The sequence below is a fragment of the Mycolicibacterium rutilum genome (genome assembly GCF_900108565.1).
GTDB classification, from domain to species: Bacteria; Actinomycetota; Actinomycetes; order Mycobacteriales; family Mycobacteriaceae; genus Mycobacterium; species Mycobacterium rutilum.
Genome location: NZ_LT629971.1, coordinates 5,377,882 through 5,401,810, shown reverse-complemented (window position 1 = coordinate 5,401,810; position 23,929 = coordinate 5,377,882). Strand labels below are relative to the sequence as shown.

The window sequence follows — 23,929 nt, the reverse complement described above, 5'->3', positions numbered from 1 at the left end:
TCAGCGCTTGGTCTTGGCGGTGCGGATGAACTGCGTACGGGCGCTTTGGGTTTCGTCGATGAGGATCGCCGCGTCGCGCGCGTAACCGTCGAGCATCTCCTCGTCCGAGCGACGGTAGGCGTCGGGTCGGGGCGAGTACACCATCAAGGTGCCGAGCACCCGTTGCGGTGTGCACAGCGCGGCGAACAGCACACTGGGCGCGCCCAGTTCGATCGCCTGCCTGCGCCACGCGGACCACGGCTGCTGGTGGTTGGAACCGGTGACCGCGACCGCCGCGCCGCGCGCCCACGCTGCGGCGCCGGGGTTGTCGTCGAACCGGTCGTGCAGCGCGCTGAGCCGCTCGGCGACGGGGTCGGTGGCCACCGAGGTGATGCGCCGACCGCGCGTCGTCAGCAGGTTGACGCAGGCGCCCGCCGACACCCCCACCTCCTCGGCGGCGCGGTCCGCGACGAAGCGCAGGGTCCCGGTGAGCGTCATGCTCACCGGCACGGGCCACTGGTGCAGGCGAGCCACGGCCGGGTTGGACGTCATCTGCGAGGTGATCAAAGCGGTCCAATCGTCGAACGGGAAATCAGGTCCGGAGTCCGCTCGTGATACCCGGCGCCGGGACGGCCAAACGCATGTCGGCGATGTGGCGAAATCCGCGGCGCGGGCTTCTAGAGTCGCGATGTGAGCGCGATCCTTCGGGGGGCGGCCGTGCTGGCCGGTCTACTCCTCGGCTTTCCCAGTCCTCCGGTGGCGGCCTTCCCCGGAGGGGACGCGGCGGGCGCGTTGACCGTCGGCGGCCTCAACCGCACCTATCAGGTGCACACCCCGCCGGGACCGGAGGAACCGGCCGGTCTCGTCGTCAACCTGCACGGCGCGGGCATGACAGGGTTCGCCCAGGCCGAGGCGACGAATTACGACGCGATCGCCGATCAGCACCGGTTCGTCGTCGCCTACCCCGACGGCGTGGACATGAGTTGGGCCGACGGGCGGGGCGCGTCGGTGCCGGACCGTCAGGGTGTCGACGACGTCGGCTTCATCGTCGCGCTCGTGGATCGCCTGCGGCAGGACTACGACATCAATCCCGGCCGGATCTTCGCCACCGGCACGTCGGCGGGCGGGTTCATGGCGTCGCGGCTCGGCTGTCAGCGTGCCGACGTCTTCGCCGCCATCGCCCCGGTCGCCGCGTCGTTCACCGCGGGGCTGCCGTGCGCACCGGCGCAGGCGGTCTCGGTCCTGCAGGTGAACGGCACCGCCGACCCGGTCGTGCCGATCGGCGGCGGCCGGATGTTCGGGCGCGGCGGCCCCAGCGACATCGTCGCGCCGGCGGCGATGGCGCAGCGGTGGCGCGAGGTCAACGGGTGCCCGCCGCCCGTCGAAGAGGTCAACGGCCCGGTGCGCCGGATCGCGGCGGCCGGCTGCGCCGGCGGAACCGAGGTGGTGTTCGTCCAGATCGACGGTGGCGGCCACGTGTGGCCGGGTGGCTTCCTGAGCCCGTTCGACGCCTCGCAGGCCACCGGACAGTTCTTCGCCGGCCACGGCCGCTGACCGCAATCCGCGCAATCCGACGGGTTTCTGGCAAACAATCTGATATGACCGTCGGCATGGACAGAGCTGTCACGTACATCGGTCGGATCGGCGGTCTGGCCGTCGCGTTGGGTGTCGGAGCCGCCGCGTTCAGTGGCGGCGGCGTCGCCTGGGCGCAAACCGAGGACAGCGGACCCGACACGCCCGCCAGCGCGCCCGCCGAGCAGGAGTCCGAGCAGTCACCGTCCGCTGAGCCTGCCGAACCGTCGGAGCCGGCCGAGCCGGAGAGCGACGACGTCCGGTCCGCCCCCGTCGGCGTCGTCGTCTCGACCGGCGGCGCGCACCACCGCGACGACGACCCGCAAGAACCAGAACCAGAACCAGAACCGGCGCCGGAGAGCGCCGGGACCGTCAAGCGCGACAAGGACCGCGTCGTCACCGAACCCGAGCCGGCGGCACCCACCGCTCAGGTGGCCGACCCGGTCGAGCCGGCGACGCCGCCCGAGCCCGATCTCGTCGAAGTCACCGAACCCGTTGCGCCGCAACCGGTTGAGGCGCCGCCGGCCGAGACCGTCGTCACCGTCGCGCCGGACCGCGAGCCCGACCCGGCCCCGGTGAGCACGACGGCCACGCTGCTCTCAGCGGTGCTGACGACGGTGCTGGCGCCCCTGGCCGACGGGCCCGCCCAACCCGCTCCGCCGCCACCGATCCCGTTGACGCTCATGGCATTTGCCCGCCGCGAAGTCGACAGCGCCCTGTTGTCGAACGCGCCGGTCGTCGAATCGGTCAGCACGCCGATGGCCGCCGCCGAGGTGACCGACGCGGAACCGGTGTTCACCGGCCGGCCGTCGCTGGTGACGCAGATCTTCGTCGCGGGACTGCGGCTCATCAAGCCGGTGCTCAACCTGTTCGGCATCGAACTGAACGGCACCAGCGCGCGGATCCCGTTCTTCACCGACGGTGTGCCGCCGTTCTTCGTGACGTTCGGGCTGAAGGTGAGCAGCTCGGAGTACCAGGGCTGGAAGGTGTGGACGCTGGCGCCGCCGGAACCCACCGAGAAGGTGGTGGTCGCCATGCACGGCGGCGCGTTCATCTCCACCGCCAGCCTGTTCCACTGGTGGACCTACGCCGATCTAGCCCGCGACACCGGTGCGACGGTGGTGGTGCCGCTGTACCCGCTCGCCAACGCGCAGGGCACCGGCGGCACCGCCAAGACGGTCGTGCCGACCGTGGCCGACTTCATCGCCGCCCAGGTGGACACTCACGGCCGCGACAACGTCAGCGTGCTGGGCGATTCGGCGGGCGGTTCGATCGCGCTGGCCGCCGCGCAGGAACTCGTGCGCCGCTGCGACGGTGATCAGGCCTGCCTGGCCGCCACGCTGCCCGGACGCCTCGTGCTGCTCTCGCCCGCGCTGGACTCGAGCATGACCAACCCGGCCATCGCCGACGTCGACGATCCGTTGCTCAGCGCGGCCAGTTCGAAGCGCAACGGGCTGTGGTGGTCGCGCGGCCTGGAGACACCGGGGGACCCGGACGGCACCCAGCACCCGCTCTCCAGCCCGATCTACGGGTCGCTGGCGGGTCTGCCGCCGACCACGGTCTACGCCGGCTCACTGGACCTGCGGACACCGGATGTGCTTGTGTTGCAGCAGAAGGCGAGCGCCACACCGGGCGCCGACTTCACCTTCGAACTGCGCAACGGCCAGGTCCACGACTGGACGATCTTCCCGTTCCTGCCCGACGCGCACGCCGAACGTCCGAAGATCTACCGGGACCTCGGGCTCGTCGCCGAGGTCTAGCGCAACAGGAGGCGCGATGACCGAACCGGCCATCACCGGAATTCACCACTTCTCGATCACCGTGACCGATCTCGAAGCGAGTCTGGCGTGGTACGAGCGGCTGCTCGGTGCACAGCGGGTGCCGATGAAATTCCCGCACTACGACTGCGAGGACACCGGCTACGGCGAACTGCTCATCGAACCGCGCTCCGGGGTGGTGATCGGACTGCACACCAACACCGGCAACGACGGCCAGCGGTTCGACGAGGCACGAACGGGTCTCGACCATGTGGCGCTCAACGTCGCGTCGCGCGACGAACTCGACCAGTGGACGCGGCGGCTCGACGAACTCGGCATCCCGCATTCCGGTGTACGCGCGGGGGAGGAGCCGTTCCCGTTCGCGACGGTCGTCTTCCGCGATCCGGACAACATCCAGCTCGAGTTGTTCGCGGTCGGCTAGTCCCCGTCAGCGCGTCAACCGGGCGACGGCCTCGTGCATCTCGCTGAACAACCACGAATCCTTGTGCCGGACGCGGACGTGGTTGCGCCACTCCTCGTGCGCCGCGGTGAACGCCTCACCGGCCGGTGTGCCGCCGGCGTGTTTGAGCGCGGCCATCGCCAGGATCATCGCCGCGGAGCCCGTAGAGTACAGAGGATCGTCGTCCATGCGGGGCAACCTATCGCTTAGGCTGCGGCCATGGCACTCGACCGCGCCGCGCTCGTCGCGGGCAGTATCCGCTTCGCCTCGGGCGTCTCGTTCCTGATCGACCCGCTGCGCGCCAACCGGCTCTGGGGTGACCCCGACGAGCCCGCTGCGACAACGCGATTGCTGCTGCGGTCCATGGGGTATCGCGATGCGCTGATCGGCGGGCTGCTGCTGTCGGCGGCGCTGCGCGGCCGCGACACCCGCGGATGGTTCCTGGCTTCCGGCGGCGCCGACGCCGCCGACCTGCTGGGCGGGATCGGCGTGCACCACGAGATGAAGCGCTCGCAGCGCGTCATCGGTCTCGGCGGCGCGGTCATCGGGATCGGCGTGGGCGCGTGGGGCGCGCTGCGCAGACCGAACCCGCAGTCAGCGCGTCAGCAGTAGGCAGCCCGCGATCGGGCCGCCGCCGGCCGCGGCCACCGCGACCTCGGGCTGCCGCGCCAGCTGGCGGTCACCGGCCTGCCCGCGCAGCTGCGCGCAGGCCTCGTGCAGCAGCCAGTATCCGTGCATCCGGCCTGCCGACAACTGCCCGCCGTAGGTGTTCAGCGGCAGCTCACCGTCGAGGGCGATCCGCGTCGCTCCCTCGACGAACGGGCCCGCCTCGCCGTCGGCGCAGAACCCGAGCGCCTCGAGCCAGGCGAACGTCAGAAAGGTGAAACCGTCGTAGAGTTCGGCCACGTCGACATCGGACGGACGCAGGTCGGTGCGTGACCACATCTGCGCCGCGGCGTCGGTGGAGGCCATCTTCGGGAAGTCGTCGCGGTGGAACCATCCGCCCGAACCATACGATCCGCCGGCGGCTTCCACCCGGATTGCGGGCTGCGGGCAGTCGGCGGCGTGGTCGGCGTGGGAGACGACGAGCGCGATCGACCCGTCGATCGGGACGTCGCAGTCGAACAGCCCGAACGGCGTGGACACCGGCCGAGCCGCCAGATAGTCGGCCATGCTCATCGGATCACGGTATGCGGCAAGCGGATTGAGCGCGGCATTGCGTCTGCTGTTGATCGCCAGCCAGCCCAGCTGTTCCTTCGTCGTGCCGTACAACTCCATGTGCCGACGGCAGTGCATCGCGAGCCAGTTGGCCGCCGAGTAGGCGTGCGCGGCCAGTAGTTCGCCGACGTCCTCGAACGGCCGCAACTTGCGCGGCGTGCCCGGGGTACGCGGTTCGACGGGCGGATTGGCCAGCGGGTTGTCGTCGGCGCCGCTGGGGGCCTGGTTCATCGTGCCGCCGAGCATCTGCACGGTCCGGTAGACCAGCACGTGTCGCGCGCGACGCTCCGACACCGCCACCATCGCGGACATGACCGGGGTGAGGATGCCGCCGGTGGGATAGCCGAAGCCCTGGTCGGTGGCGTGATTGCCCAGTGCGGCAATCACTTCGGTCGATGGGACGTCGCCGAATGTGACGACGCCGTCGATGTCCTCGGCGCGCAGCCCGGCATCGGCAACCGCGGCGTGCACCGCTTCCATGGTCAGTTCCATGCCGGGGATGCCGGTGCGCCGTCCGATGCGCGAAATGCCGAGGCCACTGATGATCGCGTCCTTCTCGAAGGTGCTCGTGCCCATCGGTGTCCTGCTCCCGTTCGCGCGTTTTTGTGAAGACAGTGCGGTCGACTGTACTTTGCCTGGTGTGTCCGATGACGTCGCACCCGCAGCGAGGATGCTGCCGCCTCTCGATGAGCACAACCGGCCGTTCTGGACGGGCGGCGGCGACGGCAGGCTGCTGATCAGCCGGTGTGTGAGCTGCGAGCGGTGGGTGTCACCGCCGGCCGCCGACTGCCCGGACTGCGGCGGGGAACTGGCCCCGCGCGCGGTGTCCGGGCGCGGCACCGTGTTCACCTACACCGTCAACCATCAGCCGTTCAATCCGGCCGTGCCGGTGCCGTACGTGGTGGCGATCGTCGAGCTCGAAGAACAGGTCGGGCTGCGGTTGGCGGCCAATATCGTGGACTGCGAACCGGATTCGGTCCACATCGGGCTGCCGGTGCAGGTGCGCTTCGAACGCCAGGGTCAGGACGCGTTCGTGCCGGTGTTCATGCCGCGCCGCGCCTGACCGGCGGCGGGCGGCGCCTGCCGCGCGGCGGTTCATCGGCCGGCGGTTCGGCCACCTGCTCGCGGAGCCGTCGCAACGCCTGGGCGAGCAGGCGCGAGACGTGCATCTGCGAGTAGCCCATTCGTTCGGCGATCTGCGTCTGGGTCATGCTCTCGAAGAACCGCAGTGTGAGCACGGTCTGCTCGCGTTCGGGCAAGGCGGCGATCAGCGGCCGCACGGTTTCGAGGTCGACGACCTTGTCGATGTTGGGGTCGACGTCGCCGAAGGTGTCGCCAACCGAGCGGTGCTCGTGGTCGGAGGAGGTCTGCACGTCGGTGGACAGCGTGGAGTAGTTGCTGCTCGCGATCGTCGCCTCCATCACCGACTCGCGGTCGATGCCGAGGTGGGCGGCGACCTCGGAGGCGGTCGGCGCCCGCCCGATCTGCTGGGACAATTCCGCGCGCGCCTTGACCAACTGGCCCTGTAGGTCCTTGAGCCGGCGCGGCACCTTGACGGCCCATCCGTAGTCGCGGAAGTGCCTGCGCACCTCGCCCATCATCGTGGGCACGGCGAACGACAGGAAATTGGCGCCGTTGTCGGGGTCGAAACGATTGACCGCGTTGACCAGTCCGACGCGGGCGGCCTGGATCAGGTCCTCGATCGGTTCGCCGCGGTTGCGGTAGCGGCGGGCGATGTGATCGGCCAGCGGCAGTGTGCGGGCCACGATCGCCTCCCGCTGGCGCCGATACGCGACGGACCCGGCGTCGAGCGTCTTGAGTTGACGGAACATGTCCGTCACGTCTGCGTATTCGGAAGTCGTCTCTGACACCACACAGGCTCCTCACTCTCGACCCTGCCGTATCGCTCGCACGGCTCGGGTCTGAACCTGTGGCTGCTGGGGTTTACCCCCTGGCGCGGCATGTCGAAACATCGCCGCGGGGTGGTCAGCCGGCGAGTTCGCGTGCCCGTGTCGGTGCGTCGAGCGCGTGCCTGCCGCGCGAACGTGGCCGCACCCGCACGGGGCTGCTCACCAACGCGCTGTCCCAGACCGCTCCGGTCAGCGCGGCCGCGGCCAGCGCCGTCAGCCCTGCCATCGCGATGAGTGTGTCAGCGTCCATGACCTAACAGGTACCCCCGCGTGCCGGTTGGCAACCCCATCAAATGTGCCGGGCTCAGCGCGCCCGGCGGGCCAGCGGCTCGGTCTGGTGGATGACGATGCGTTTACCGCTGACCGTGATCCAGCCGCGCTGGGCGAACTCGGAGAGCGTCTTGTTGACCGATTCCCTTGACGCGCAGACCAATTGGGCGATCTCGGCCTGGGTGAGGTCGTGGTCGAGGTGCAGTTGGTTGTCCCGGCGGACGCCGAACCGCTGCGACAGCGACAGCAGTTGCTTGGCTATCCTGCCGGGCACATCGGTGAAGTTCAGATCTGTGATGAGGTCTTCGGTGCGCTGCAGGCCGCGCGCCAGCACCCGCATCAACCGCTCGGTGACGTGCGGGCTCCCGGCGATGCACGCCTGCAACTTCTCGCGGTCGATCACCGCCGCGCAGACGTTCGTCAGCGCCGTCGCCGAATCGGCGTGTGGTCCGGGGTCGAACATCGACTCCGCGCCGAAGATGTCCGGCGGCCCGATGACCGCCAGCAGCTTCGCGGGGTTGTCGGCTGAGCTCCAGCCGATCTTGACCTTGCCGGCCAGTACTACGTAGAGCCGGGTGTCACGCTCGCCCTGGCGGTAGATGCAGTCGCCGGCCCGGAACCGGACCGCATCGAAACAACCGATCCGTTCGGCACGGTCGTCGGGGGACAGGCCCCGCAGGATCGGCGCCTGCGCCAGCACGGCCTCGCTGCGGCGGTCCAACCGGCCCTTCGTCACGGCTGCTGCTTCGAGCATGGTCCCCTCCAACGGCCGGTGTCGCCGCGGAACTACCCGGCCAGAGGCCGGCTAAACGCGCTACGTCCCGGTGGAGGCCATTTCGCGGCGGTCGGCGCGCTCCAGCGCGGTGCCCTCGATGTCGACGTCGGGTACGTACTTCTCGAACCACCGCGAGTGTGCCCACACCTTGCGCCCGAGGATGCCCATGATCGCCGGGATCAGCGTGAGGCGGACGACGAACGCGTCGAGGAACACGCCGACGGCGAGCGTGAGGCCCACGGACTTGATGATCGGGTCACCACCGGCGAGGAACGCGATGAACACCCCGAACATGATCAGCGCCGCAGCGGTGACCACGCGCGCGGACAACCCCACGCCGGTGCGCACCGCCTCCAGCGCGTCGTCGGTGCGCGCCAATTCCTCTTTCATCCGCGACACGACAAACACCTGGTAGTCGCTGGACAGCCCGAAGATGATGGCCAGCACGATGATCGGCAGGAAGCTGATGGTCTCTCCGGGGGTGATCCCGAGAAGGTCTGCGCCCCAGCCCCATTGGAACACAGCGACCTGCACTCCGAGCGCGGCGAACACCGACAGCAGGAACCCGATGATCGAGGTGATCGGCACCAGCGCGGCGCGGAACGCGACCGTCAGCAAGATGAACGCCAACCCGATGACGACCAGCAGGAAGACCGGCAGCGCGGCCGCCAGCTTCTCGGAGGTGTCGATGTTGGACGCGGTGTTGCCGCCCACGAGGATGGTGGCGCCGGTGTCGCCTTCGATGGCGGCGCGGTCGGCGCGGATGCGCTTGACGAGGTCGGCGGTGGCGGTGTCGTTCGGACCCGTCTCCGGGATGACCTGGATGATCGCGGTGCCGTTCTGGCTGATACCGGGGGCCGCCGTCACCACGCCCTGCTCACGCTGCAGGTTGCCGGCGATGGTGGCCGCGGCGTTCGGGTCACGCGCCTCGGTCAGGTCGGCGACCACCAGAAGCGGGCCGGTGAATCCGGGGCCGAGATTCTGCGCGGTCAGGTCGTAGGCCTTGCGCGACGTGTTCGACTCGGGTTGCGAAGAGCCGCTGGGCAATCCGAGATGCATCCCGAACGCCGGCAGCCCGATCACGATGAGCGCCGCGGTCCCCGCGACGAGCAGCGGCTTGCGGAACGCGACGACGAACCGGCCCCACTGCGCGCCCAGCGTGCGGTGCGGGGTGTAGGCCGCGACCTGCGCGACCTCCTTGGCGCGTCCCGGCTGCAGCGGGGTCTTGATGAACTTGGCCACCCGCTTGCCGGCGAACCCGAGCAGGGCGGGCAGCAGCGTGACCGCGATCAGCAGGGCGATCAGCACCGACACCGCGGCGGCCAGCCCCATGTAGGTCAGGAACGGAATGCCGACGATCGACAGGCCGCACAGGGCGATGATCACGGTGAGCCCGGCGAACACCACGGCGCCGCCTGCGGTGCCCACGGCCAGCGCGACCGCCTCCTGCTCGGGTTTGAGCAGCAGCAGGTTGTTGCGGTAGCGGTTGAGGATGAACAGCGCGTAGTCGATGCCGCACGACAGGCCCAGCATCAGCGCCAGTGACAGCGCCGCGGTGGGCATCTCGACAAGGGCGGCGACCGCGAAGATTCCGGCCGCGCCGATCCCGACGCCGATGCAGGCGGTGATGATCGGCAGCCCGGCCGCGACCACCGCGCCGAAGGTGACCAGCAGGATCAGGAACGCGGCGACGATTCCGATGATCTCGGGCAGTTCCGAGACCTTGACCCGGTAGCCGGGGTAGACGCTGCCGGAGTACTCGACCTGCACTCCGGCCTGCTGCGCGGGCGCCATCGCCGACTCCAGGGCCGTCAGCGTCGCGTCGTCGACCTCGCCCGGCTGGGCCTTCCATTGCACCTGACCCAGCCCGACGTTGGCGTCGGCCGACATCAGCCGGGTCTCGGCGGGCCCAGCGGCGACGGCCACCTCGGGGATGGACCGCACGGTGTCCAGCGAGCGGTTGATCGCGTCGACCACCGCCGGGTCGGTCAGTCGGGGATCGCCGGGGGTGGCGAAGGTGATCTGGGTCTGCGCACCGCTGAACGCGGGCAGCTTCTGCTGCAGTTGCTCGACGGCGCGCTGCGATTCGGTGCCGGGGATGCTGAAGTTGTCGCTGGGCTCGCCGCGCAGACCGACCGCGGCCGCGGCGACGCCGATCAGCACGGCCAGCCACACGCCGAGCACCCACCAGCGCCGTCGGAAGCTGAAGGCGCCGATCGCGTACAGGTACTTCGACATCAGGTCTCCATGGCGTGTCCCGGGCAGAATCGCGGCAGGTATTCCCAATGACATCCCGGTTATGCACGCCAGCGCCGAAGTGTGCGCTACGTCGCGCTCAGGCGCGCGCGATGTTCTCGACGATGATCTCGCGCGCGGTTTCGTAGAACGCGCTGATCAGGGTGGAGAACGACAGCTCGAACGGGTAGATCATGTGGACGTCGAGGGGGTCGAGGCGCCAGTCGGGCAGCACGGGCACGATCGTGCCCGCACGTAGTTCGGCGGTGCAGATGATCTGGGTCGGCATCGCGCCGACGCCCAGCCCTTCGAGGATGTACTGCTTGCACACCTGAAAGTTGTTGGCGCGGGCGCGCACCGGCGGCGTCACTTCCAGCCGGCGCGACCGTCGGGTGACGGCGAGCCGGCGCGGCCCACCGAACCCGAAGTCGATGAACGGCACGGAGTCGAGCTGCCCGGGCTCGGTGAGCGGTTGCGGCAGCTGGTCGACGAAATGCGGTGCGGCGCAGAGAAACAACTCGAGGCTGAACACCTTGCGGGCGATCAGCGTGGAATCCTGCAGCGGCCCGGTGCCGAACACCACGTCGAATCCGTCGCGGATCGGGTCGACCATGTTGTCGACGAGGCGGATGTCGAGCCGCGGGTTGGGATAGTGCCGCAGGAACGCCGCGCCGACCCGCGACGCGTAGTCGATGCCGACGAAGACCGGGATCGCCACCCGCAGTTCACCGCGGGGTTCCTGGCGGCTGCTCTCCACCAGCGCGCGCACGCCGTTGGCCTCGGTGAGGATGTTGACGGCGTGGCGGTACACCTTCTCGCCGACGTCGGTGACCGTCAGCTGGCGGGTGTTTTTGCGCAGCAGCTTGATGCCGAGGTCGGATTCGAGCTTGGTGAGCTTGCGGCTGACGGTCGACTTCGGCATGCCGAGCAGGGTCGCCGCCCGCGACAAGCTGCGGTTCTCCACGACCTTGCCGAAGATCAGCAGGGCGTCGAGGTCGAAGGGCAGGTTCTGCTCCACACTCCACCTCCCGCGCGCCCGTCGTCGTTCCAAATATGCAACACGGTGTTGCGCGAATGGGTCTATTTCGGCGGATTCTCCGGCGGTACCTTCGGCCTACCGTCTCCAGCCCGACGGAGGAGGACCGTTGAGTCACGACAGCCTGGTGACCAAACCCGCGAGCGGACACTGGACCGACGCCTACCCGGAACTCGGCCGCGGGCCGGTCTCGCTCGAGGACTGCGTCTCACCGGAGTTCTACGACAAGGAACGCGAACACGTCTTCAAGAAGACCTGGCTGTACATGGGCCGCGTCGAACGAGTGTCCAAGTCGGGCAGCTACTTCACCCGCGAGCTGCGCTTCCTCAACACGTCGGTGATCATCGTGCGCGGCAAGGATGACGTGGTCCGGGCGTTCCACAACATCTGCCCGCACCGCGGCAACAAGATGCTGTGGGAGGACGATCCGTTCCAGGAAGTCGAGGGCCGCGCGCCGCTGCTGTACTGCCGCTTCCACGGGTGGCGCTACAAGCTCGACGGCTCGTTGCACTCGGCCACCCGCAAGGATCTGCTGCTGGACTTCGATGCCGACAGCTGCCGGGTACCCGCGATCCAGTGCGAGGTGTGGGAGGGCTTCATCTTCATCAACCTCAACCCGCACAACACCGAACCGCTGCGCGACTTCCTGGGCGAGCTGGCGCACGAGATCGAGGGGTACCCGTTCGCCGGCCCGCACCAGGTGTACAAGTTCAAGGCCGAACTGCAGTGCAACTGGAAGATCTTCCTCGACGGTTTCGCGGAGAGCTATCACGGGCCGTACCTCCACGCGTCGTCGTTCGGCGCGCTCACCGCCGAGGCCAGAGACGCCTTCGACCAACCGAATCCGTTCACCGACGCGCTGGCCTACCGGCTCAAGGGCCCACACCGGATGTTCTCGTTCTCCGGCGAACCGTCCCGAAAGACGCCGTACTCCAAGCCGATCGAGTGCGTGTTCGAGGCCAGCGCCGCCGGGCCGTGGAACAAGAAGCCCGACCGCGGGCCGATGCCGCCGGGCATCAACCCGACGCGCTCGGAGAAGTACGGATTCGACTCGTTCCAGTTCTTCCCGAACTTCGCGCTGATCTTCGGGGCGTCGGGTTTCACCGTCCACACGCACTGGCCCACCGGACCGCACTCGCACATCTTCGAGACCGAGGCGTATTACCAGCCGCCGACAACACACAAAGAGCGGCTGGGCCAGGAGCTGACGGTCACCTTCCTCAACGACATCATCCTCGAGGACGCCAGCCCGTCGGAGGGCCTGCAGGCGATGCTGAACAGCGGTGCGCTGACCCACTTCACGATGAACGACGAGGAGATCCTGCTGCGCCACTTCCACAAGGTCGTCGGCGATTACGTCAGCGCCGGCGAAACGGCAGGCCGATGAGCGCCGTTCTGCCGCCGGGATTCTCACACCTCGAACACCTGGTGCCCGAATGGGCCATCGAGGACGGGCACGACCGCTACGTCAAGCGGGTCAACAGCTCGATGGAGCAGATCCGCGCCTTCTACGACGAGATCTTCCCCTTCGCCGAGGAGGCGCTGGCCTACGTCGACAAGTTCGAGTACGGCGAACCGCTGCCCGACGACGTCGCGAATCTGCGCAACCTGCTGTACTCGCTGATCACCGTCTCGCTCGCGGTGGAGTTGTGGGGCCAACCGCGCGTCAAACATTCGGCCGAGACGATCCTGACGAGAGTGAGCTGAGCCGCCGTGAGCCTGACTTCCGCACTCGACGTCGTCGACCTGACACCCCGTATCGGCAGCGAGATCCGCACCGACCTGGACACGCTGGTGTGCGGGCGGGCAGCCCAAACGATCCGCGCCACACTGGAACAACGCGGTGTGGTGTTCTTCCGCGGCCTGCAGATCAGTGACGAGCAGCAGGTCGCGATCGCCAGGACACTCGGCACGGTGGTGGCCAACGAGGGCGAGGACGGGATCTACAAGATCTCGCTCGACGAGACCGTCAATCAGCGTGCGAAATACCTGAAGGGCTCGCTGTTCTGGCATTTCGACGGTTCGCTTCAGCCGTATCCGAACCTGGCGACGCTGCTGCGGGCGGTGCGGCTGTCCGACACGGGCGGTGACACCGAGTTCTGCAACACCTACGCGGCCTACGACGATCTGCCGCAGTCCGACAAGGACCTGATCGCCGATCTGCGCGTCGTGCACAGCGCCGAGCGGTCGCAGTACTACGTGACCCCGGAGATGAGCTACGACGAGATCGCGTTCTGGCAGAAGTCGGCGACCAAGGCGTGCCCGATCGTGTGGACCCACCGGTCCGGGCGCAAGTCGCTGCTGCTGGGCGCGACGGCCGACTACGTCGTCGGGATGCCCGTCGAACAAAGCCGCGCACTGCTTGCGCGCCTACGGGATTGGGCGACGCAGCCGCAGTACGTCTACCGGCACCGCTGGCAGGTTGGTGACCTGCTCATCTGGGACAACACCGGCACGATGCACCGGGCGCTGCCGTACGCCGCCGACAGCGGCAGGCTGATGCACCGCACGATCCTGGCGGGCGAAGAGCCGCTGCATTGAAACTCGGAATCGCGACGCCCGTCGTCACCAACGTCGCGGGCACGAAACTGACCTGGGAGCGCGACGCAACGGTCGACGACATCGGCCGCGTCGCCGAGGCCGCCGACCGGTTGGGCTACCACCATCTGACCTGCAGTGAGCACATCGGCATCCCCGCCTCCGAAGCGGGCCGGCGCGGTGCCCGCTACTGGGACCCGCTCGCGACACTGGGCTACGTTGCCGCCAAGACCCGCCACATCCGGCTGGCCACGATGACGCTGGTGCTGGGCTATCACCACCCGCTGGCGATCGTGAAGCGTTACGGCACACTGGATCACGTCAGCGGTGGCCGGGTGATCCTCGGCGTCGGCGTCGGGTCGCTCAAGGAGGAGTTCGATCTGCTCGGGGCGCCGTTCGAGGACCGCGGACCCCGCGCCGACGACGCGCTGCGGGCGCTGCGCGCGGCGCTGACGAGCAACGAGCCGGCCTACGACGGCGAGTACTACTCGTTCGGCGGCCTCACCGTGGACCCGTGCGCGCTGCAGGCGCACATGCCGATCTGGGTCGGCGGGCGGACCCAGCGGTCGCTGCGGCGTGCGCTCACGCTCGCCGACGGCTGGTGCCCGTTCGGGATCCCGCTGCAGACCGCCGCAGAATGGTTGCGCGCCCGCGAGATACCGCCCGGCTTCGAGGTCGTGCTGCCCGCCGACCGGCCACTGGACCCGATCGACAACCCGGACGCGACCAGGGACACGCTGCGGGCGATGGCCGCGGCGGGCACGACCGTGGTGTCCGCGGTTCATCCACCGCTCGGTCGAGCACTACCTCGAACAGATCCACGCGCTGGCCGAATTGCACCGCGACGACGAAAGGTGAGCATGACCGACGAGGACGGATCTCCACTGCTGGCGCCGCTGACCGCCGCCGAATGGGGTGACGACGAGTACGCCGCGGTCGGCGCGTTGATGGGCATACCCGGCGCCGACGTCCCGCGCGCCGGCTCGGGCGAGGCCAGGGACCCGGCGAATTTCGACATCCTCGGCGTCCTGGCCCGCCATCCGAAGATGGCGCGAAAATTCCTCGGCTTCAACGCGTTCCTGTTGCAGCAGGGCGAACTGCCGCTGCGGCTGCGCGAGCTGGCGGTGCTGCGGCTCGCGCACGCCCGGCGCTCGGCGTTCTTCTGGGGTGAGCACATGAGGATCGCGAAGGCCGGCGGGCTGTCCGACGAGGACATCGACCGGTTAGCGCGCGGCAACGCCGAGTTCGACGGCGTCGACCGGCTGGTGCTCGAGACCACCGACGAGTTGCTGGCGCGGGGCCGGGCGACGCCCGCGCAGTGGCGGCGACTCGTCGACGAACTCGGCACGCATCAGGCGATGGAGCTGATCTTCGTCGTCGGCACCTACGGCATGCTCGCGATGGCCTGCGACACCTGGCAGCTGGCCCCGCCGGCGGGCAGCGCGCAGCTGCCGGACTAGGCGCCGGGCTCGTCGGGGCTACGCCGCCAGCTGCGCAGGCCCCGGTGCGCGGCGAATGCCCCGACCACCGCGGTGACACACCACACCGCGATCGCCACGTAGGTCAACGGCGAGTTCAGATCCGAGATCGACGCGCCCAACGCGGTGTACACGAACGCCCGCGGGACCGAACCGATGAACGCGCCGACAGCCATCTGCCACAGCGGAACTCCGAACGCGCCGAACGCATAGGAAGCCAGCGCGTCGGAGATACCCGGCACGAACCGCTGTCCGACCACCGCCCACAACCCGCCGCGCGCGATCAACCCGTCGAGCCGGGTGGCCCGCTCCTCGCCGAGCAGCGCACGAGCGCTGTCGCGGCCGGCCCGCCTGCCCACCAGGCTGGTGACGACGGCGGTCGTCACCGTGGCGCCGAGGGTGGCGAAGGTGCCCATCAGCGGTCCGAACAGCACCCCGCTGGCGGCGGCCAGCAGCGGGCCGGGGACGAACACCGCGCCGAGCAGACCGGACACCACGACGTACACCAGCGGCGCGACCGGGCCGGCGGAGGCCACCGCCCGGCGGACCTGGTCGACATCGATCACGTCGGCGACCGCGGTCAGATAGAACATCACGCCCAGGAAGGCGACGAACACGGCGAGCCGCAGGATGTGCCGTCGGCGGGAGACGGGTTCGCCGCTGGTGGTCATGTCGCCGGTGGTCATGTCCGGGCCATCTTGCCGCACAGCGGCGGGGCTCACGACCAGCGGCTGTCGAACCCGGCTTGCCGCAGCGCGAGTTGGGCGGCGCGCTCTTCGGGTGTGACGAACGCGGAAGCCGGCAGGTGGTCACGCAACGCTTCGTGCGACATCACCTGCTGGTCGACGATGCGCGGGTCGACGAGCCCGAGGTCCTGGAACCTGATCGCGACGGTGCCCTGGTTGAGGCCGCTGGTGGAGACCCAGTTGGCCGCGCCGGGGTCGGTGGGGGAGATGACGACGGTGTAGGTGCCGTCGGCGTTGCGGACGGCCTGCTCGTTGTTCAGGCTGCCGGGTTCGCTCCAGTAGTCGTCGGTGATCGTCCAGATGTTGTAGGTCGGGACGATGAAGTAGCCCGCGTCGCCCGGGTCGATGGTGAGCACGAGCACCTCGTCGTCGGCGAGTTGGAAGTGGCCGTTGCTCTGCAGCTGGTTGGCGAGGAACTCGGCGTTGCTCGCGGGCTGGCTGATCTCGTTGACCGGCCGCGGTTCTCCGGTGTCGGGGTCGGTGGTGGCCAGCGCCATGTACTTGGCCTGCTCGGCGGCGCCGCGCACCACCAGGATCACCGCCGTGAACGCGCCGCGCAGCAGCGGCGGCATGTGCGGCAGCGGGGGCACCAGCGACACCAGTGTGGTCAGCAGCGGGTTCCCGCTGACGAACTGGCCGAGGAACGCGAACCCGCCGATCTGGGCGAACAGGCTGTTCGGTGGGCCGCCCACCCGCTCGATGGACAGGCTCATCGGCACCTCGGAGTTCCAGTCGCCCAACGTGTCTCGCGCGGCGATGATGGTCGATCCCGAGGTGAGCTGGAGGTGGTTCCTGCGCCCGTTGGCCGGTTCGCGGCTCACGGTGATGGTGAAGGTGCCGTCCTCGTTGACGTCGAGATGGTCGGCGGTCAGGATCGCGGAGGTGGTACCGGCGAGGCCCTCGAGCACGCTGAAGGTGACGTCGGAGGGTCGGCCGTCGGCGGTCAGGTCGTGGAAGCGCCCGGTGATGACGTACTCCGAGGCGCCGTTGACCCCCATGAAGCGGTAGACGGTGTCGGGGTTGTCGTAGAGGATCCGCGACCCCGGGACCGCCTCGTCGAACCAGACGTGCGGCGGGGCCACCTGCGCGACGACCTTCGGGTTCATCGAGTCGAGCAACTGCTGCTGGAACGCCGCGCCCATCGCGTACTCGTCGACGGCGCGGTTCAGCGCGGCCATGTTCTCGGCGTCGATCCCGTCCGGGTACAGCCGCTGCGCAGCCGCCAGGAACTGTTGGCGCAGAACCATTTTCATCAAGATGACCGGCAACGTCTGGACGGTGCGTGCGGCAACGCGCTCGGCGGCGAGTTGTTCGGCGGTGGCCAACGGGCTGACCGTCGTCTCGGTGGTCGCGGCGGTCTCGGCGGTGTGGCCGACCTCGCGGCGCGCGAAGCCCAGCATGGTCCACAGCAGCGGCGGCGACGGCGGGGCGGCCGGTGCGGTGCTCGCCAGCGGGCCGAACCCCAGCGCCGAGAGCACCGAGGTGACCAGGGTGGGCGCTTCCGTCACGGTTGCGGTCGCCGTCGCGGGCAGGACTGTCTCGTCCACCGTCTCGGTCGGCGGCTCCGGGGTCGGCGGCTCCGCGGTGACGGTCGGTTCGGGTTCGGGTTCCGGCGCCGGTTCCGCGGGGGTCGCGTCGATCTCGTCGGGAACGCTGACCGGCTCCGGCTCCTCGGTGGTTACCGTACGAAACGCCTTGTGGCGGGGCGGTTCCGGTGTGTCCGAGTCGTTGTCGCGGTCCTTCGGAGCGGGATCGTCGTCATCGACTTCGACGTCCTCGTCGTCGACGTCGTCGTCCTCGGTGACCTCATCCTCGACGTCCTTGTCCTCGGCTTCGTCGGTGTCCTTCGCGCCCGTCGCGGGGGAGGCGTCCGGCCCCGGATCCGATGGGCCGGATGTGTCCGCCGTGTCCGGTCCGCCGTCGTCGGCGAGCGCGAAGCCCGGCGTGGTCGCGACCGCCGCGCCCACCCCGAGCGCGACCGCCAGCGCGCCGATTCTGCCGACGAACCGGGCATATGTCGTGGGCGTCGTTGCCACTGCCGGAATCCTTCCGCGAGCAAACTCCGTTGGCCGTACGGTAACCGACCGGCGTGCCCGATCTACGCGGTTCGCAACAACGGCCGCGCAATTGTTGTACCGTTTGGTACATGATCACCGCGTGCGGCATCGACATCGACGCTCCCGCCGACCTCGTCTGGACGGTCTTCAGCGACGTCGAGCGGTGGCCGGAGTGGACAGCCTCGGTCACGCGGCTCGTCGCCCTCGATGGACCAGGGCTCGAAGTCGGCCGCCGTTTCGCGATCAAGCAGCCGCGGATGCCACGGCTGGTGTGGGCGGTCACCGAAATGGTCCCCGGTGCGTCGTGGACCTGGGAGCAACGCTCGCCGGGCGGGCTGACCATCGCCCGGCACGACGTCGCCGCGGCCTCAGCGACCGCCACGCGGATCGATCAGCGCCTCGAACAACGGGGTCCGGTCGGCGCGCTGGTGGGGGCGCTCGTGCGGTCGATGACCCGGCGCTACCTCGACCTCGAGGCCGCTGGACTCAAGGCGCGCTGCGAACAACTGCACCATGCCGATGGCTCGGCCCCCTGACCTCCGCCGTCGCCAGGACCTGCTGGACGCGCTCGTGGCCGAGGTCGCGGCCGCGGGCATCGGCGACCGGTCGCTGCGTGCTCTGGCCGCCGCCGTCGGCACCAGCCACCGCATGCTGCTGCACCACTTCGGATCGCGCGACGAGTTGATGCTGGCAATCGTCGGTGCGGTCGAGCAACGGCAGATGGCACTGCTGCGTGAACTATCCGAGGATCCGGCCGAGGCGATCGCCGCGATGTGGGCGAACCTACGGCGGCCGGAACTGCGGGCGTTCGAGCGGCTGTTCTTCGAGTGCTACGCGCGCGGCGTACAGGGCGAGCAACCGTTCGCGCGGATGCTGCCCGGCGCCGTCGACGACTGGCTCGCCGAAGCCGGGGCGGAACCGGCGATGGTGCGGCTCGGGCTGGCGGTGGCGCGCGGGCTGCTGCTCGACCTCGTCGCGACCGACGACCTCGCCGGCGTCGACGCCGCGGCGGCCGCGTTCACCGAACTCGTTCGCGGCGCGGTCAATCCGCCTTCGTGATCGCGAGCACCTCGGCGTTCGGCAGCTGGGCCAGCACCGCGGGGACGGCCAGCAGCTTCGAGCCGCGCACGCCGCCGCCGATGATCACGTGCTCCTGGGCGAGCACACCCTCGTCGATGAGGATCGGCCAGTCGTCGGGCAGTCCGACCGGCGTGATCCCGCCGTACTCCATCCCGGTCAGCGACACCGCGGTGTCCATTGCGGCGAACGAGATCTTCCGTGCGCCAAGGTGTTTGCGCACCACGCCGTTGACGTCGGCCCGGGTGGTCGCGAGCACCAGACAGGCGGCGTACCAGACTCGTTCGGCGCGTCTGGCCTCGACGACCACGCAGTTGGCCGACACCTCGAGCGCGACGTCGTAGTGCTCGCAGAACGCGGCCGTATCCGCGAGCGTCGGGTCGATCTCGGCGACCCACAACCCCTCGGTCAGCCGCCGCCGCACCGGTTCGGCCACCAGGTCCGGCGCCGTCGTCGCGGGAACGAAGGCCAGCTTGCCGACCTGCATGTCACTCCTCACTGCTGCGCCGGTCACCGATGAACTCCAACAGCCGCGGATCGTCGGAGGTGAACACCTCGACCTCCTCGCCCCCGTCGCAGCGCAGCAGGGCGACGGTCACGCTGTCGCCGCGCCGCGCGCGAACCTCCCAGATCGCGCCCGAGTCCTGCCAACGCTGCAAGTCCGCTCGTCGATCCACCGGCATGACCCCACCATGCCATCCGCGCATGAGACGATCGGGCGATGCCCGGGAAACAGCGCCGATGACGGTCGTCCTTGCCCTGCGGTGCGCCGACGGACTGGTGGTGGCGTCGGACTCACAGATCACCGATCCGGAACGGGGACTGAGCTATCCGGCTCAGAAGCTGCACCCGCTGGGCCCGAACGCCGCGTGGGGTGGCAGCGGGTCACGCGCGGTGCTCTATGACCTCGAGCGGATCTTCGGCGCCGAGGCCGACGCGATCGTCGAGGCGTCCGACGTGGGGCACGCCCTGCAGGAGCGGGTGTTGCCGGTCCTCAAACGCCACTACGCGAACTTCATCAGCGACGTGCCGGAGGGCAAGCCCGGCGCGACGCCCGCGACGTATGTGCTGGCCGCCGGCTATGCCGACGGTGAGCCATTCATCGTCGACGTCGACCCGCACGGGTTGATCGGCCACTACGAGGAGATCGGCTTTCACGCGGTCGGCAGCGGGTCGCCGATGGCGCAGCAGGCGCACGCGCTGCTGGCGCATTTCGGGATGGCCGAGCGGCCGGTGGACTACGGCGTGGTGGCCGCGCTGCGGGTGCTCGACGCACTCGACATGTCGTCGCCGAGCGTGGGCGGTCCGATGGACCTCTGCCGGATCACGCCCGAGGGTGCGCAGCATCTGGACGACGCGGCGATCGCCAAGGTCCGCAAACGTGTGGGCCGGTGGATCGAGATGGAACAGGGCGTGCTCGACGGGCTCTTCGACCAGTGAGGAAGGTAACCCTACCCTTAATGGCGGTTGATAGGCTCGTCGGGACATGACCGAGATCGACGACGCGCCCTCATCCGTGCTGCCGCGCGAGCTGACCGACATCTCCGATGCCGTCCGCGCGGTCGCGGCTCCGCCGACGCCGACGCTGGGCCCGCCGTACGACATCAAACTCGCCGACCCCGACGGTGACGCGGAGATGATCTCGGAGTGGATGAACCGCCCGCACCTGGTCGAGGCGTGGGAGTACGCCTGGCCGCCGCATCGCTGGCACCGGTACCTGAGCGCCCAACTCGCCGGGCAGTACTCGCGACCGTTCGTCGGCAGCTTCCGCGGCCAGCCGTTCGTATACATCGAGCTGTACCGGGCCGCCAAGGATTCGATCGCGCCGCGCTACGACGCCGATCCGCACGACATCGGCCTGCACGCCGCGATCGCCGAGATACGGTTCGTGAACCGCGGTATCGCGCCAATCCTGTTGCCGCGCTTGGTTGAGAACATTTTCGAGCTCGACCCGCAGTGCAAGCGGATCATGTTCGACCCCGACCACCGCAACTCCGGCGCCCGCGGGGTGTGCGAGTACGCCGGCTGCGACTTCCTCGGCGAGCACGACATGTCCAACCGCCGGATGGCCCTCTACGCCCTGCCGCGAGCGGACTGATCTGCGCCGGTATCGGGGCAGCTGGTTGAACTCCGCGTAGCCGTCGTGGTCGGGTTTCATGCCCGCCGCCACCAGCTCCCACAGCACCTCGTCGGTGCCGCCGCCGACGCGGGCGAGTTTCATGTCGCGCCACCACCGGCCGAGCGGGGTCTCGTCGACGAGATAGCCGGAGCCGCCGAAGATGTGCATGCACTCATTGATGACCTCTTCGCCGAGGCGCGCGGCGTTGACCTTCATCGCGGCGGCGGTGCGCAGGTCGAGCTTGCCGGTCGCGGCGATCCCGTCCAACGCGAAGCGCAGCATGTCCACCCGCGCCTGCAGGTCGGCCATCCGCAGCCGCAACGCCTGGTGCTCGTAGAGCGTGTGGCCGAACTGGCGTCGAGTCATCATGCGCGCCAACGTGATTCCGATGACCCGCTGCGCCGACGTGGACACCAGGCCCGCCACCGACATCCGCTCCTGCGCCAAACCCCACGAGATCGCGGCCAGCCCGATGCCCGCGCGGGCGACCAGCGCATCGGCGGGTACCCACGTGTCGATGTGCACGGCGGCGGTGTCCAGCGGTCCCGCGCCGACCTTGCGGTACGGCGTCTGCACTTCGCACTGCGCCAACGGCACGGCGATCACCACGACGTTGCCGTGCTTGCTGTTGGGATCGCTGTCGAGGCTGCGCGCCACGCACATCACGTGGTCGGCGATGGGGGACAGCGACACGAACTTCTTGACGCCCTTGACCTCGAAACCGTCGCGCGCCGAACGCGCCTCGGTGCCGACGATCTGCAGATCGGACCCGCCGGACTGTTCGGAGGCGCCGATGCAGAGCACCGCCTCGCCGCGGATGGCCTGCTCGGCGATGTCCTTCAGGTACTCGGATTTGCCGAAGCGGCGCAGGATCGCGATCGCCGAATCATGAAGCCCGACACCGACTCCGATACCGGCCGAGCCCAGGGTGCCGAGCTTGCGGGCCAACGCGATGACCTTGGCGACGTCGGGATGCTGCTGTCCGGCTGGCCATTTGGCGGCAAAAACTCCGGACTCGCCGAGGTACTCGATGAGCTCGCGCGGGAACTTCTCGTTCTCTTCGGCTTTCGCGGTCCAGTTGGTCACACGGTCGTCGAAGACCCGGTCGAGCAGTTCGTCGTACTCCGTCATCGGCCTGCTCCCTCCAGCGTGCGTTGGACTTCGAGCCTGCGCAGCTTGCCCGACGAGGTACGGGGCAGCGCACCGGGTTTGGCGAACACCACATCGGCGGGCACGACGCCGCACTGCGATGCGACGCGGGCCACCACGGCGCTGCGGGCGGCGGGTTCGTCGTCGCCCTTGAACTCCGCGGCGATCACCAGGCCGGGCCGCGCCGACGCTTCGCCGGTGCCGACGGCGACGACGCAGCCGTCGCGCACACCGTCGATCTCGGCGGCGATCCGCTCGATCTCGGTGGGGAACACGTTCCTGCCGGCGACGGTGATCAGTTCCTTCGCGCGGCCGCAGACGACCAGGCCGGCGTCGGTCAGATAGCCGAGATCACCGGTGGGCAACCAGCCCCGCGGGTCGAGCGGAGCATGCCCGACGTAGCCGGTCATCAGCGACGTGCCGCGGACCTCGACCTCACCGATCTCACGCCCGGTCACCTCGGTGGTGTGCGCGCCGCCGGTGTTGATGCGCACCTGCATGCCGTCGATCGGGTGGCCGAGCACGGCGAACCGGCGGGTGGCACCGCCCGCATCGGTGTTGACCGTGACGTCGTCGACCCGCAGACCGGAGAACGGCTCGGGAATGGTGACCGCACAGGTGGATTCGGCCAAGCCATAAGACGGCGCGAGCGTGGCGGGGTCGAAACCGAATCGGGCCATCTCGTCGGCGAAGCGCTGATAGCCGACGCAGTCGACCGGCTCACCGCCGTTGAGGGTGAACCCGAGGTTGGACAGGTCATATCCGGTGAGGCTGCGTGCGTACTTGCCGATCAGGTTGAACGCCATGTTCGGCGCCGCGGTCATGGTGGCTTGGCTCTCGGTGAGCCACTTGAGCCAGTTGAACGGCGAACCGGAGAACGCCGACGTGGGCGCCTGCCACAGGTCCGCCTGGCCCAACGTGGCCACCAGCACGAAAGACAGCCCCATGTCGTGGTAGATCGGCAGCCAGCTGTGCAGCCTGTTGCGGTGGTCGACGTTGATCCGGTTGATCAGCCCGCGCAGGTTGGCCAGCGACGCGGCCGGCGAAATCTGCGCTGTGCGAGGCGTTCCCGTCGATCCCGCGGTGCCCTGCAGGATCGCGACGGCGGCGTCGTCAGGTCCGCGGAACGTCGTGGAGCGGCGCGGATGGCCCACCTCGGCGACGTCGTGCACGACGATGGACTCGCTGTGCTTGCGCAGCAGCGCGAGTTCGGCGCCGTGGCTGAACGCCGTCGTCGCGCCGATCGAGGCGAGCCGCGCCAGCGTGCCGCGGGCCCACTGGTCCGGGTCGGCGCGGCGGATCGGGCCGGGCAGAATCGACAGGCCCGCGCCGGCGAAGAATACGCCGGGGATCGCGGCGATGAACTCGACTGTCGGCTCGCCGATCAGGCCGACCGCCGTGGCCGCGTCGTCGGTGATCCGCTGGGCGATGTTCTCGGCGCGGGCGTGCAACTCCGGCCACGGGTGCCGGGCCCACTGACCGGTCCCGGTGTCGAGCACCGCGAGCCGGGTCGGGGCGGCCGTCATCGCCGCCGACAGCGCCGCGGCCAGCTC

General features: G+C 69.3%; 26 protein-coding genes and 2 pseudogenes. 14 read left to right on the top strand and 14 right to left on the bottom strand.

What is annotated here, in order from left to right; genetic code table 11:
- Positions 1 to 531: a GAF domain-containing protein gene (locus tag BLW81_RS26325; RefSeq protein ID WP_157897844.1), complete on the bottom strand. Its 531-nt coding sequence runs from the start codon at positions 529 to 531 to the stop codon at positions 1 to 3.
- Positions 532 to 669: 138 nt separating this feature from the next.
- Here BLW81_RS26325 and BLW81_RS26320 point away from each other — a divergent pair, with 138 nt between their 5' ends.
- The 3 genes from BLW81_RS26320 to BLW81_RS26310 are packed head-to-tail and all read left to right on the top strand — an operon-like array spanning position 670 to position 3,750.
- On the top strand, positions 670 to 1,533 hold the full coding sequence (locus BLW81_RS26320) for a CE1 family esterase (protein ID WP_083409745.1): 864 nt from the start codon (positions 670 to 672) through the stop codon (positions 1,531 to 1,533).
- Positions 1,534 to 1,589: 56 nt separating this feature from the next.
- Positions 1,590 to 3,311, top strand: a complete 1,722-nt coding sequence (locus tag BLW81_RS26315) for an alpha/beta hydrolase (protein WP_157897843.1) — start codon at positions 1,590 to 1,592, stop codon at positions 3,309 to 3,311.
- 16 nt (positions 3,312 to 3,327) lie between these two features.
- Positions 3,328 to 3,750 carry a VOC family protein gene (locus BLW81_RS26310; RefSeq protein ID WP_083409743.1) on the top strand — a complete coding sequence of 141 codons (423 nt, stop codon included), beginning with the start codon at positions 3,328 to 3,330 and terminating at the stop codon, positions 3,748 to 3,750.
- A 6-nt stretch (positions 3,751 to 3,756) separates the two neighbouring features.
- Here the strand turns inward: BLW81_RS26310 and BLW81_RS26305 are convergent, their stop codons facing one another.
- Positions 3,757 to 3,957: a hypothetical protein gene (locus BLW81_RS26305; protein WP_083409742.1), complete on the bottom strand. Its 201-nt coding sequence runs from the start codon at positions 3,955 to 3,957 to the stop codon at positions 3,757 to 3,759.
- Positions 3,958 to 3,987: 30 nt separating this feature from the next.
- On the opposite strand from BLW81_RS26305, the gene BLW81_RS26300 reads away from it, so the two are divergent.
- The gene (locus BLW81_RS26300; RefSeq protein ID WP_083409741.1) at positions 3,988 to 4,380 is read left to right on the top strand and encodes a DUF4267 domain-containing protein; all 393 of its coding nucleotides are present in this window, start codon (positions 3,988 to 3,990) and stop codon (positions 4,378 to 4,380) included.
- On the opposite strand, the gene BLW81_RS26295 is transcribed toward BLW81_RS26300, so the two are convergent.
- Positions 4,363 to 5,562 (bottom strand): thiolase family protein, encoded by a 1,200-nt coding sequence (locus tag BLW81_RS26295; RefSeq protein ID WP_083409740.1) that lies wholly within the window; start codon positions 5,560 to 5,562, stop codon positions 4,363 to 4,365. The genes BLW81_RS26300 and BLW81_RS26295 overlap by 18 nt on opposite strands.
- A gap of 94 nt (positions 5,563 to 5,656) precedes the next feature.
- Between BLW81_RS26295 and BLW81_RS26290 the strand changes: the two genes are divergently transcribed.
- A complete protein-coding gene (locus tag BLW81_RS26290; protein ID WP_173839752.1) occupies positions 5,657 to 6,049 on the top strand; it encodes a Zn-ribbon domain-containing OB-fold protein in 393 nt (130 codons plus the stop codon).
- Here BLW81_RS26290 and BLW81_RS26285 read toward each other — a convergent pair.
- From BLW81_RS26285 to BLW81_RS26270, 5 genes are all read right to left on the bottom strand, one after another.
- Positions 6,030 to 6,857, bottom strand: coding sequence for a SigB/SigF/SigG family RNA polymerase sigma factor (locus BLW81_RS26285; RefSeq protein ID WP_083410835.1), 828 nt, complete (start codon positions 6,855 to 6,857; stop codon positions 6,030 to 6,032). The two genes, BLW81_RS26290 and BLW81_RS26285, sit on opposite strands and share 20 nt — an antisense overlap.
- A 115-nt stretch (positions 6,858 to 6,972) precedes the next feature.
- The gene (locus tag BLW81_RS29545; protein ID WP_162277387.1) at positions 6,973 to 7,122 is read right to left on the bottom strand and encodes a hypothetical protein; all 150 of its coding nucleotides are present in this window, start codon (positions 7,120 to 7,122) and stop codon (positions 6,973 to 6,975) included.
- 78 nt (positions 7,123 to 7,200) lie between these two features.
- Positions 7,201 to 7,920, bottom strand: a complete 720-nt coding sequence (locus tag BLW81_RS26280; protein WP_083409738.1) for a Crp/Fnr family transcriptional regulator — start codon at positions 7,918 to 7,920, stop codon at positions 7,201 to 7,203.
- A 60-nt stretch (positions 7,921 to 7,980) separates the two neighbouring features.
- A complete protein-coding gene (locus BLW81_RS26275; protein WP_083409737.1) occupies positions 7,981 to 10,179 on the bottom strand; it encodes an MMPL family transporter in 2,199 nt (732 codons plus the stop codon).
- Between the two features lie 97 nt (positions 10,180 to 10,276).
- On the bottom strand, positions 10,277 to 11,194 hold the full coding sequence (locus BLW81_RS26270; RefSeq protein WP_083409736.1) for a LysR family transcriptional regulator: 918 nt from the start codon (positions 11,192 to 11,194) through the stop codon (positions 10,277 to 10,279).
- 127 nt (positions 11,195 to 11,321) lie between these two features.
- Between BLW81_RS26270 and BLW81_RS26265 the strand changes: the two genes are divergently transcribed.
- The 5 genes and pseudogenes from BLW81_RS26265 (at position 11,322) to BLW81_RS26245 (ending at position 15,210) form a co-directional block, all read left to right on the top strand.
- On the top strand, positions 11,322 to 12,599 hold the full coding sequence (locus BLW81_RS26265; RefSeq protein WP_083409735.1) for an aromatic ring-hydroxylating oxygenase subunit alpha: 1,278 nt from the start codon (positions 11,322 to 11,324) through the stop codon (positions 12,597 to 12,599).
- The gene (locus tag BLW81_RS26260; RefSeq protein WP_083409734.1) at positions 12,596 to 12,919 is read left to right on the top strand and encodes a hypothetical protein; all 324 of its coding nucleotides are present in this window, start codon (positions 12,596 to 12,598) and stop codon (positions 12,917 to 12,919) included. The genes BLW81_RS26265 and BLW81_RS26260 overlap by 4 nt, the downstream gene beginning before the upstream one ends.
- 6 nt (positions 12,920 to 12,925) lie before the next feature.
- The gene (locus BLW81_RS26255) at positions 12,926 to 13,753 is read left to right on the top strand and encodes a TauD/TfdA dioxygenase family protein (protein ID WP_083409733.1); all 828 of its coding nucleotides are present in this window, start codon (positions 12,926 to 12,928) and stop codon (positions 13,751 to 13,753) included.
- A pseudogene (locus BLW81_RS26250) lies at positions 13,750 to 14,608 on the top strand (LLM class F420-dependent oxidoreductase). The gene BLW81_RS26255 and the pseudogene BLW81_RS26250 overlap by 4 nt, the downstream one beginning before the upstream one ends.
- 2 nt (positions 14,609 to 14,610) lie before the next feature.
- Positions 14,611 to 15,210, top strand: a complete 600-nt coding sequence (locus BLW81_RS26245; RefSeq protein WP_083409732.1) for a carboxymuconolactone decarboxylase family protein — start codon at positions 14,611 to 14,613, stop codon at positions 15,208 to 15,210.
- Here BLW81_RS26245 and BLW81_RS26240 read toward each other — a convergent pair.
- Both BLW81_RS26240 and BLW81_RS26235 read right to left on the bottom strand, forming a co-directional pair.
- Entirely contained in the window at positions 15,207 to 15,899 is a 693-nt protein-coding gene (locus BLW81_RS26240) for a TVP38/TMEM64 family protein (protein WP_083410834.1), read from the bottom strand. The two genes, BLW81_RS26245 and BLW81_RS26240, sit on opposite strands and share 4 nt — an antisense overlap.
- 47 nt (positions 15,900 to 15,946) lie before the next feature.
- Positions 15,947 to 18,010, bottom strand: coding sequence for a DUF1214 domain-containing protein (locus tag BLW81_RS26235; protein ID WP_083409731.1), 2,064 nt, complete (start codon positions 18,008 to 18,010; stop codon positions 15,947 to 15,949).
- Positions 18,011 to 18,120: 110 nt separating this feature from the next.
- Between BLW81_RS26235 and BLW81_RS26230 the strand changes: the two genes are divergently transcribed.
- On the top strand, positions 18,121 to 18,567 hold the full coding sequence (locus BLW81_RS26230) for an SRPBCC family protein (protein WP_083409730.1): 447 nt from the start codon (positions 18,121 to 18,123) through the stop codon (positions 18,565 to 18,567).
- Complete coding sequence (locus BLW81_RS26225; protein ID WP_083410833.1) at positions 18,551 to 19,090, top strand: TetR/AcrR family transcriptional regulator; 540 nt, start codon at positions 18,551 to 18,553, stop codon at positions 19,088 to 19,090. The genes BLW81_RS26230 and BLW81_RS26225 overlap by 17 nt, the downstream gene beginning before the upstream one ends.
- Here the strand turns inward: BLW81_RS26225 and BLW81_RS26220 are convergent.
- Positions 19,074 to 19,595, bottom strand: coding sequence for a YbaK/EbsC family protein (locus BLW81_RS26220; RefSeq protein WP_083409729.1), 522 nt, complete (start codon positions 19,593 to 19,595; stop codon positions 19,074 to 19,076). The genes BLW81_RS26225 and BLW81_RS26220 overlap by 17 nt on opposite strands.
- A 1-nt stretch (position 19,596) precedes the next feature.
- A complete protein-coding gene (locus tag BLW81_RS26215) occupies positions 19,597 to 19,791 on the bottom strand; it encodes a hypothetical protein (protein WP_083409728.1) in 195 nt (64 codons plus the stop codon).
- A gap of 58 nt (positions 19,792 to 19,849) precedes the next feature.
- On the opposite strand from BLW81_RS26215, the gene BLW81_RS26210 reads away from it, so the two are divergent.
- Together BLW81_RS26210 and BLW81_RS26205 are read left to right on the top strand one after the other, a co-directional pair.
- A complete protein-coding gene (locus BLW81_RS26210; protein ID WP_083409727.1) occupies positions 19,850 to 20,548 on the top strand; it encodes an Ntn hydrolase family protein in 699 nt (232 codons plus the stop codon).
- 46 nt (positions 20,549 to 20,594) lie between these two features.
- Entirely contained in the window at positions 20,595 to 21,206 is a 612-nt protein-coding gene (locus tag BLW81_RS26205) for a GNAT family N-acetyltransferase (protein WP_083410832.1), read from the top strand.
- A gap of 15 nt (positions 21,207 to 21,221) precedes the next feature.
- Here BLW81_RS26205 and mbtN read toward each other — a convergent pair.
- Positions 21,222 to 22,358 (bottom strand): annotated as a pseudogene (gene mbtN, locus BLW81_RS26200) (mycobactin biosynthesis acyl-ACP dehydrogenase MbtN); the annotation flags it as partial.
- Positions 22,355 to 23,926: a long-chain-fatty acid--ACP ligase MbtM gene (gene mbtM, locus BLW81_RS26195; protein WP_083410831.1), complete on the bottom strand. Its 1,572-nt coding sequence runs from the start codon at positions 23,924 to 23,926 to the stop codon at positions 22,355 to 22,357. The gene mbtM and the pseudogene mbtN, both read right to left, overlap by 4 nt.
- Positions 23,927 to 23,929: the final 3 nt, after the last annotated feature.

Coding starts and splice junctions, on each gene's coding strand:
- BLW81_RS26310 (WP_083409743.1), top strand. CDS start 3,328: ATGACCGAACCGGCCATCACCGGAATTCACCACTTCTCGATCACCGTG.
- BLW81_RS26295 (WP_083409740.1), bottom strand. CDS start 5,562: ATGGGCACGAGCACCTTCGAGAAGGACGCGATCATCAGTGGCCTCGGC.
- BLW81_RS26225 (WP_083410833.1), top strand. CDS start 18,551: ATGGCTCGGCCCCCTGACCTCCGCCGTCGCCAGGACCTGCTGGACGCG.
- BLW81_RS26315 (WP_157897843.1), top strand. CDS start 1,590: ATGGACAGAGCTGTCACGTACATCGGTCGGATCGGCGGTCTGGCCGTC.
- BLW81_RS29545 (WP_162277387.1), bottom strand. CDS start 7,122: ATGGCAGGGCTGACGGCGCTGGCCGCGGCCGCGCTGACCGGAGCGGTC.
- BLW81_RS26215 (WP_083409728.1), bottom strand. CDS start 19,791: ATGCCGGTGGATCGACGAGCGGACTTGCAGCGTTGGCAGGACTCGGGC.
- BLW81_RS26305 (WP_083409742.1), bottom strand. CDS start 3,957: ATGGACGACGATCCTCTGTACTCTACGGGCTCCGCGGCGATGATCCTG.
- BLW81_RS26205 (WP_083410832.1), top strand. CDS start 20,595: ATGACCGAGATCGACGACGCGCCCTCATCCGTGCTGCCGCGCGAGCTG.
- BLW81_RS26300 (WP_083409741.1), top strand. CDS start 3,988: ATGGCACTCGACCGCGCCGCGCTCGTCGCGGGCAGTATCCGCTTCGCC.
- BLW81_RS26275 (WP_083409737.1), bottom strand. CDS start 10,179: ATGTCGAAGTACCTGTACGCGATCGGCGCCTTCAGCTTCCGACGGCGC.
- BLW81_RS26230 (WP_083409730.1), top strand. CDS start 18,121: ATGATCACCGCGTGCGGCATCGACATCGACGCTCCCGCCGACCTCGTC.
- BLW81_RS26260 (WP_083409734.1), top strand. CDS start 12,596: ATGAGCGCCGTTCTGCCGCCGGGATTCTCACACCTCGAACACCTGGTG.
- BLW81_RS26290 (WP_173839752.1), top strand. CDS start 5,657: ATGCTGCCGCCTCTCGATGAGCACAACCGGCCGTTCTGGACGGGCGGC.
- BLW81_RS26280 (WP_083409738.1), bottom strand. CDS start 7,920: ATGCTCGAAGCAGCAGCCGTGACGAAGGGCCGGTTGGACCGCCGCAGC.
- BLW81_RS26245 (WP_083409732.1), top strand. CDS start 14,611: ATGACCGACGAGGACGGATCTCCACTGCTGGCGCCGCTGACCGCCGCC.
- BLW81_RS26240 (WP_083410834.1), bottom strand. CDS start 15,899: ATGACCACCAGCGGCGAACCCGTCTCCCGCCGACGGCACATCCTGCGG.
- BLW81_RS26220 (WP_083409729.1), bottom strand. CDS start 19,595: ATGCAGGTCGGCAAGCTGGCCTTCGTTCCCGCGACGACGGCGCCGGAC.
- BLW81_RS26210 (WP_083409727.1), top strand. CDS start 19,850: ATGACGGTCGTCCTTGCCCTGCGGTGCGCCGACGGACTGGTGGTGGCG.
- BLW81_RS26325 (WP_157897844.1), bottom strand. CDS start 531: ATGACGTCCAACCCGGCCGTGGCTCGCCTGCACCAGTGGCCCGTGCCG.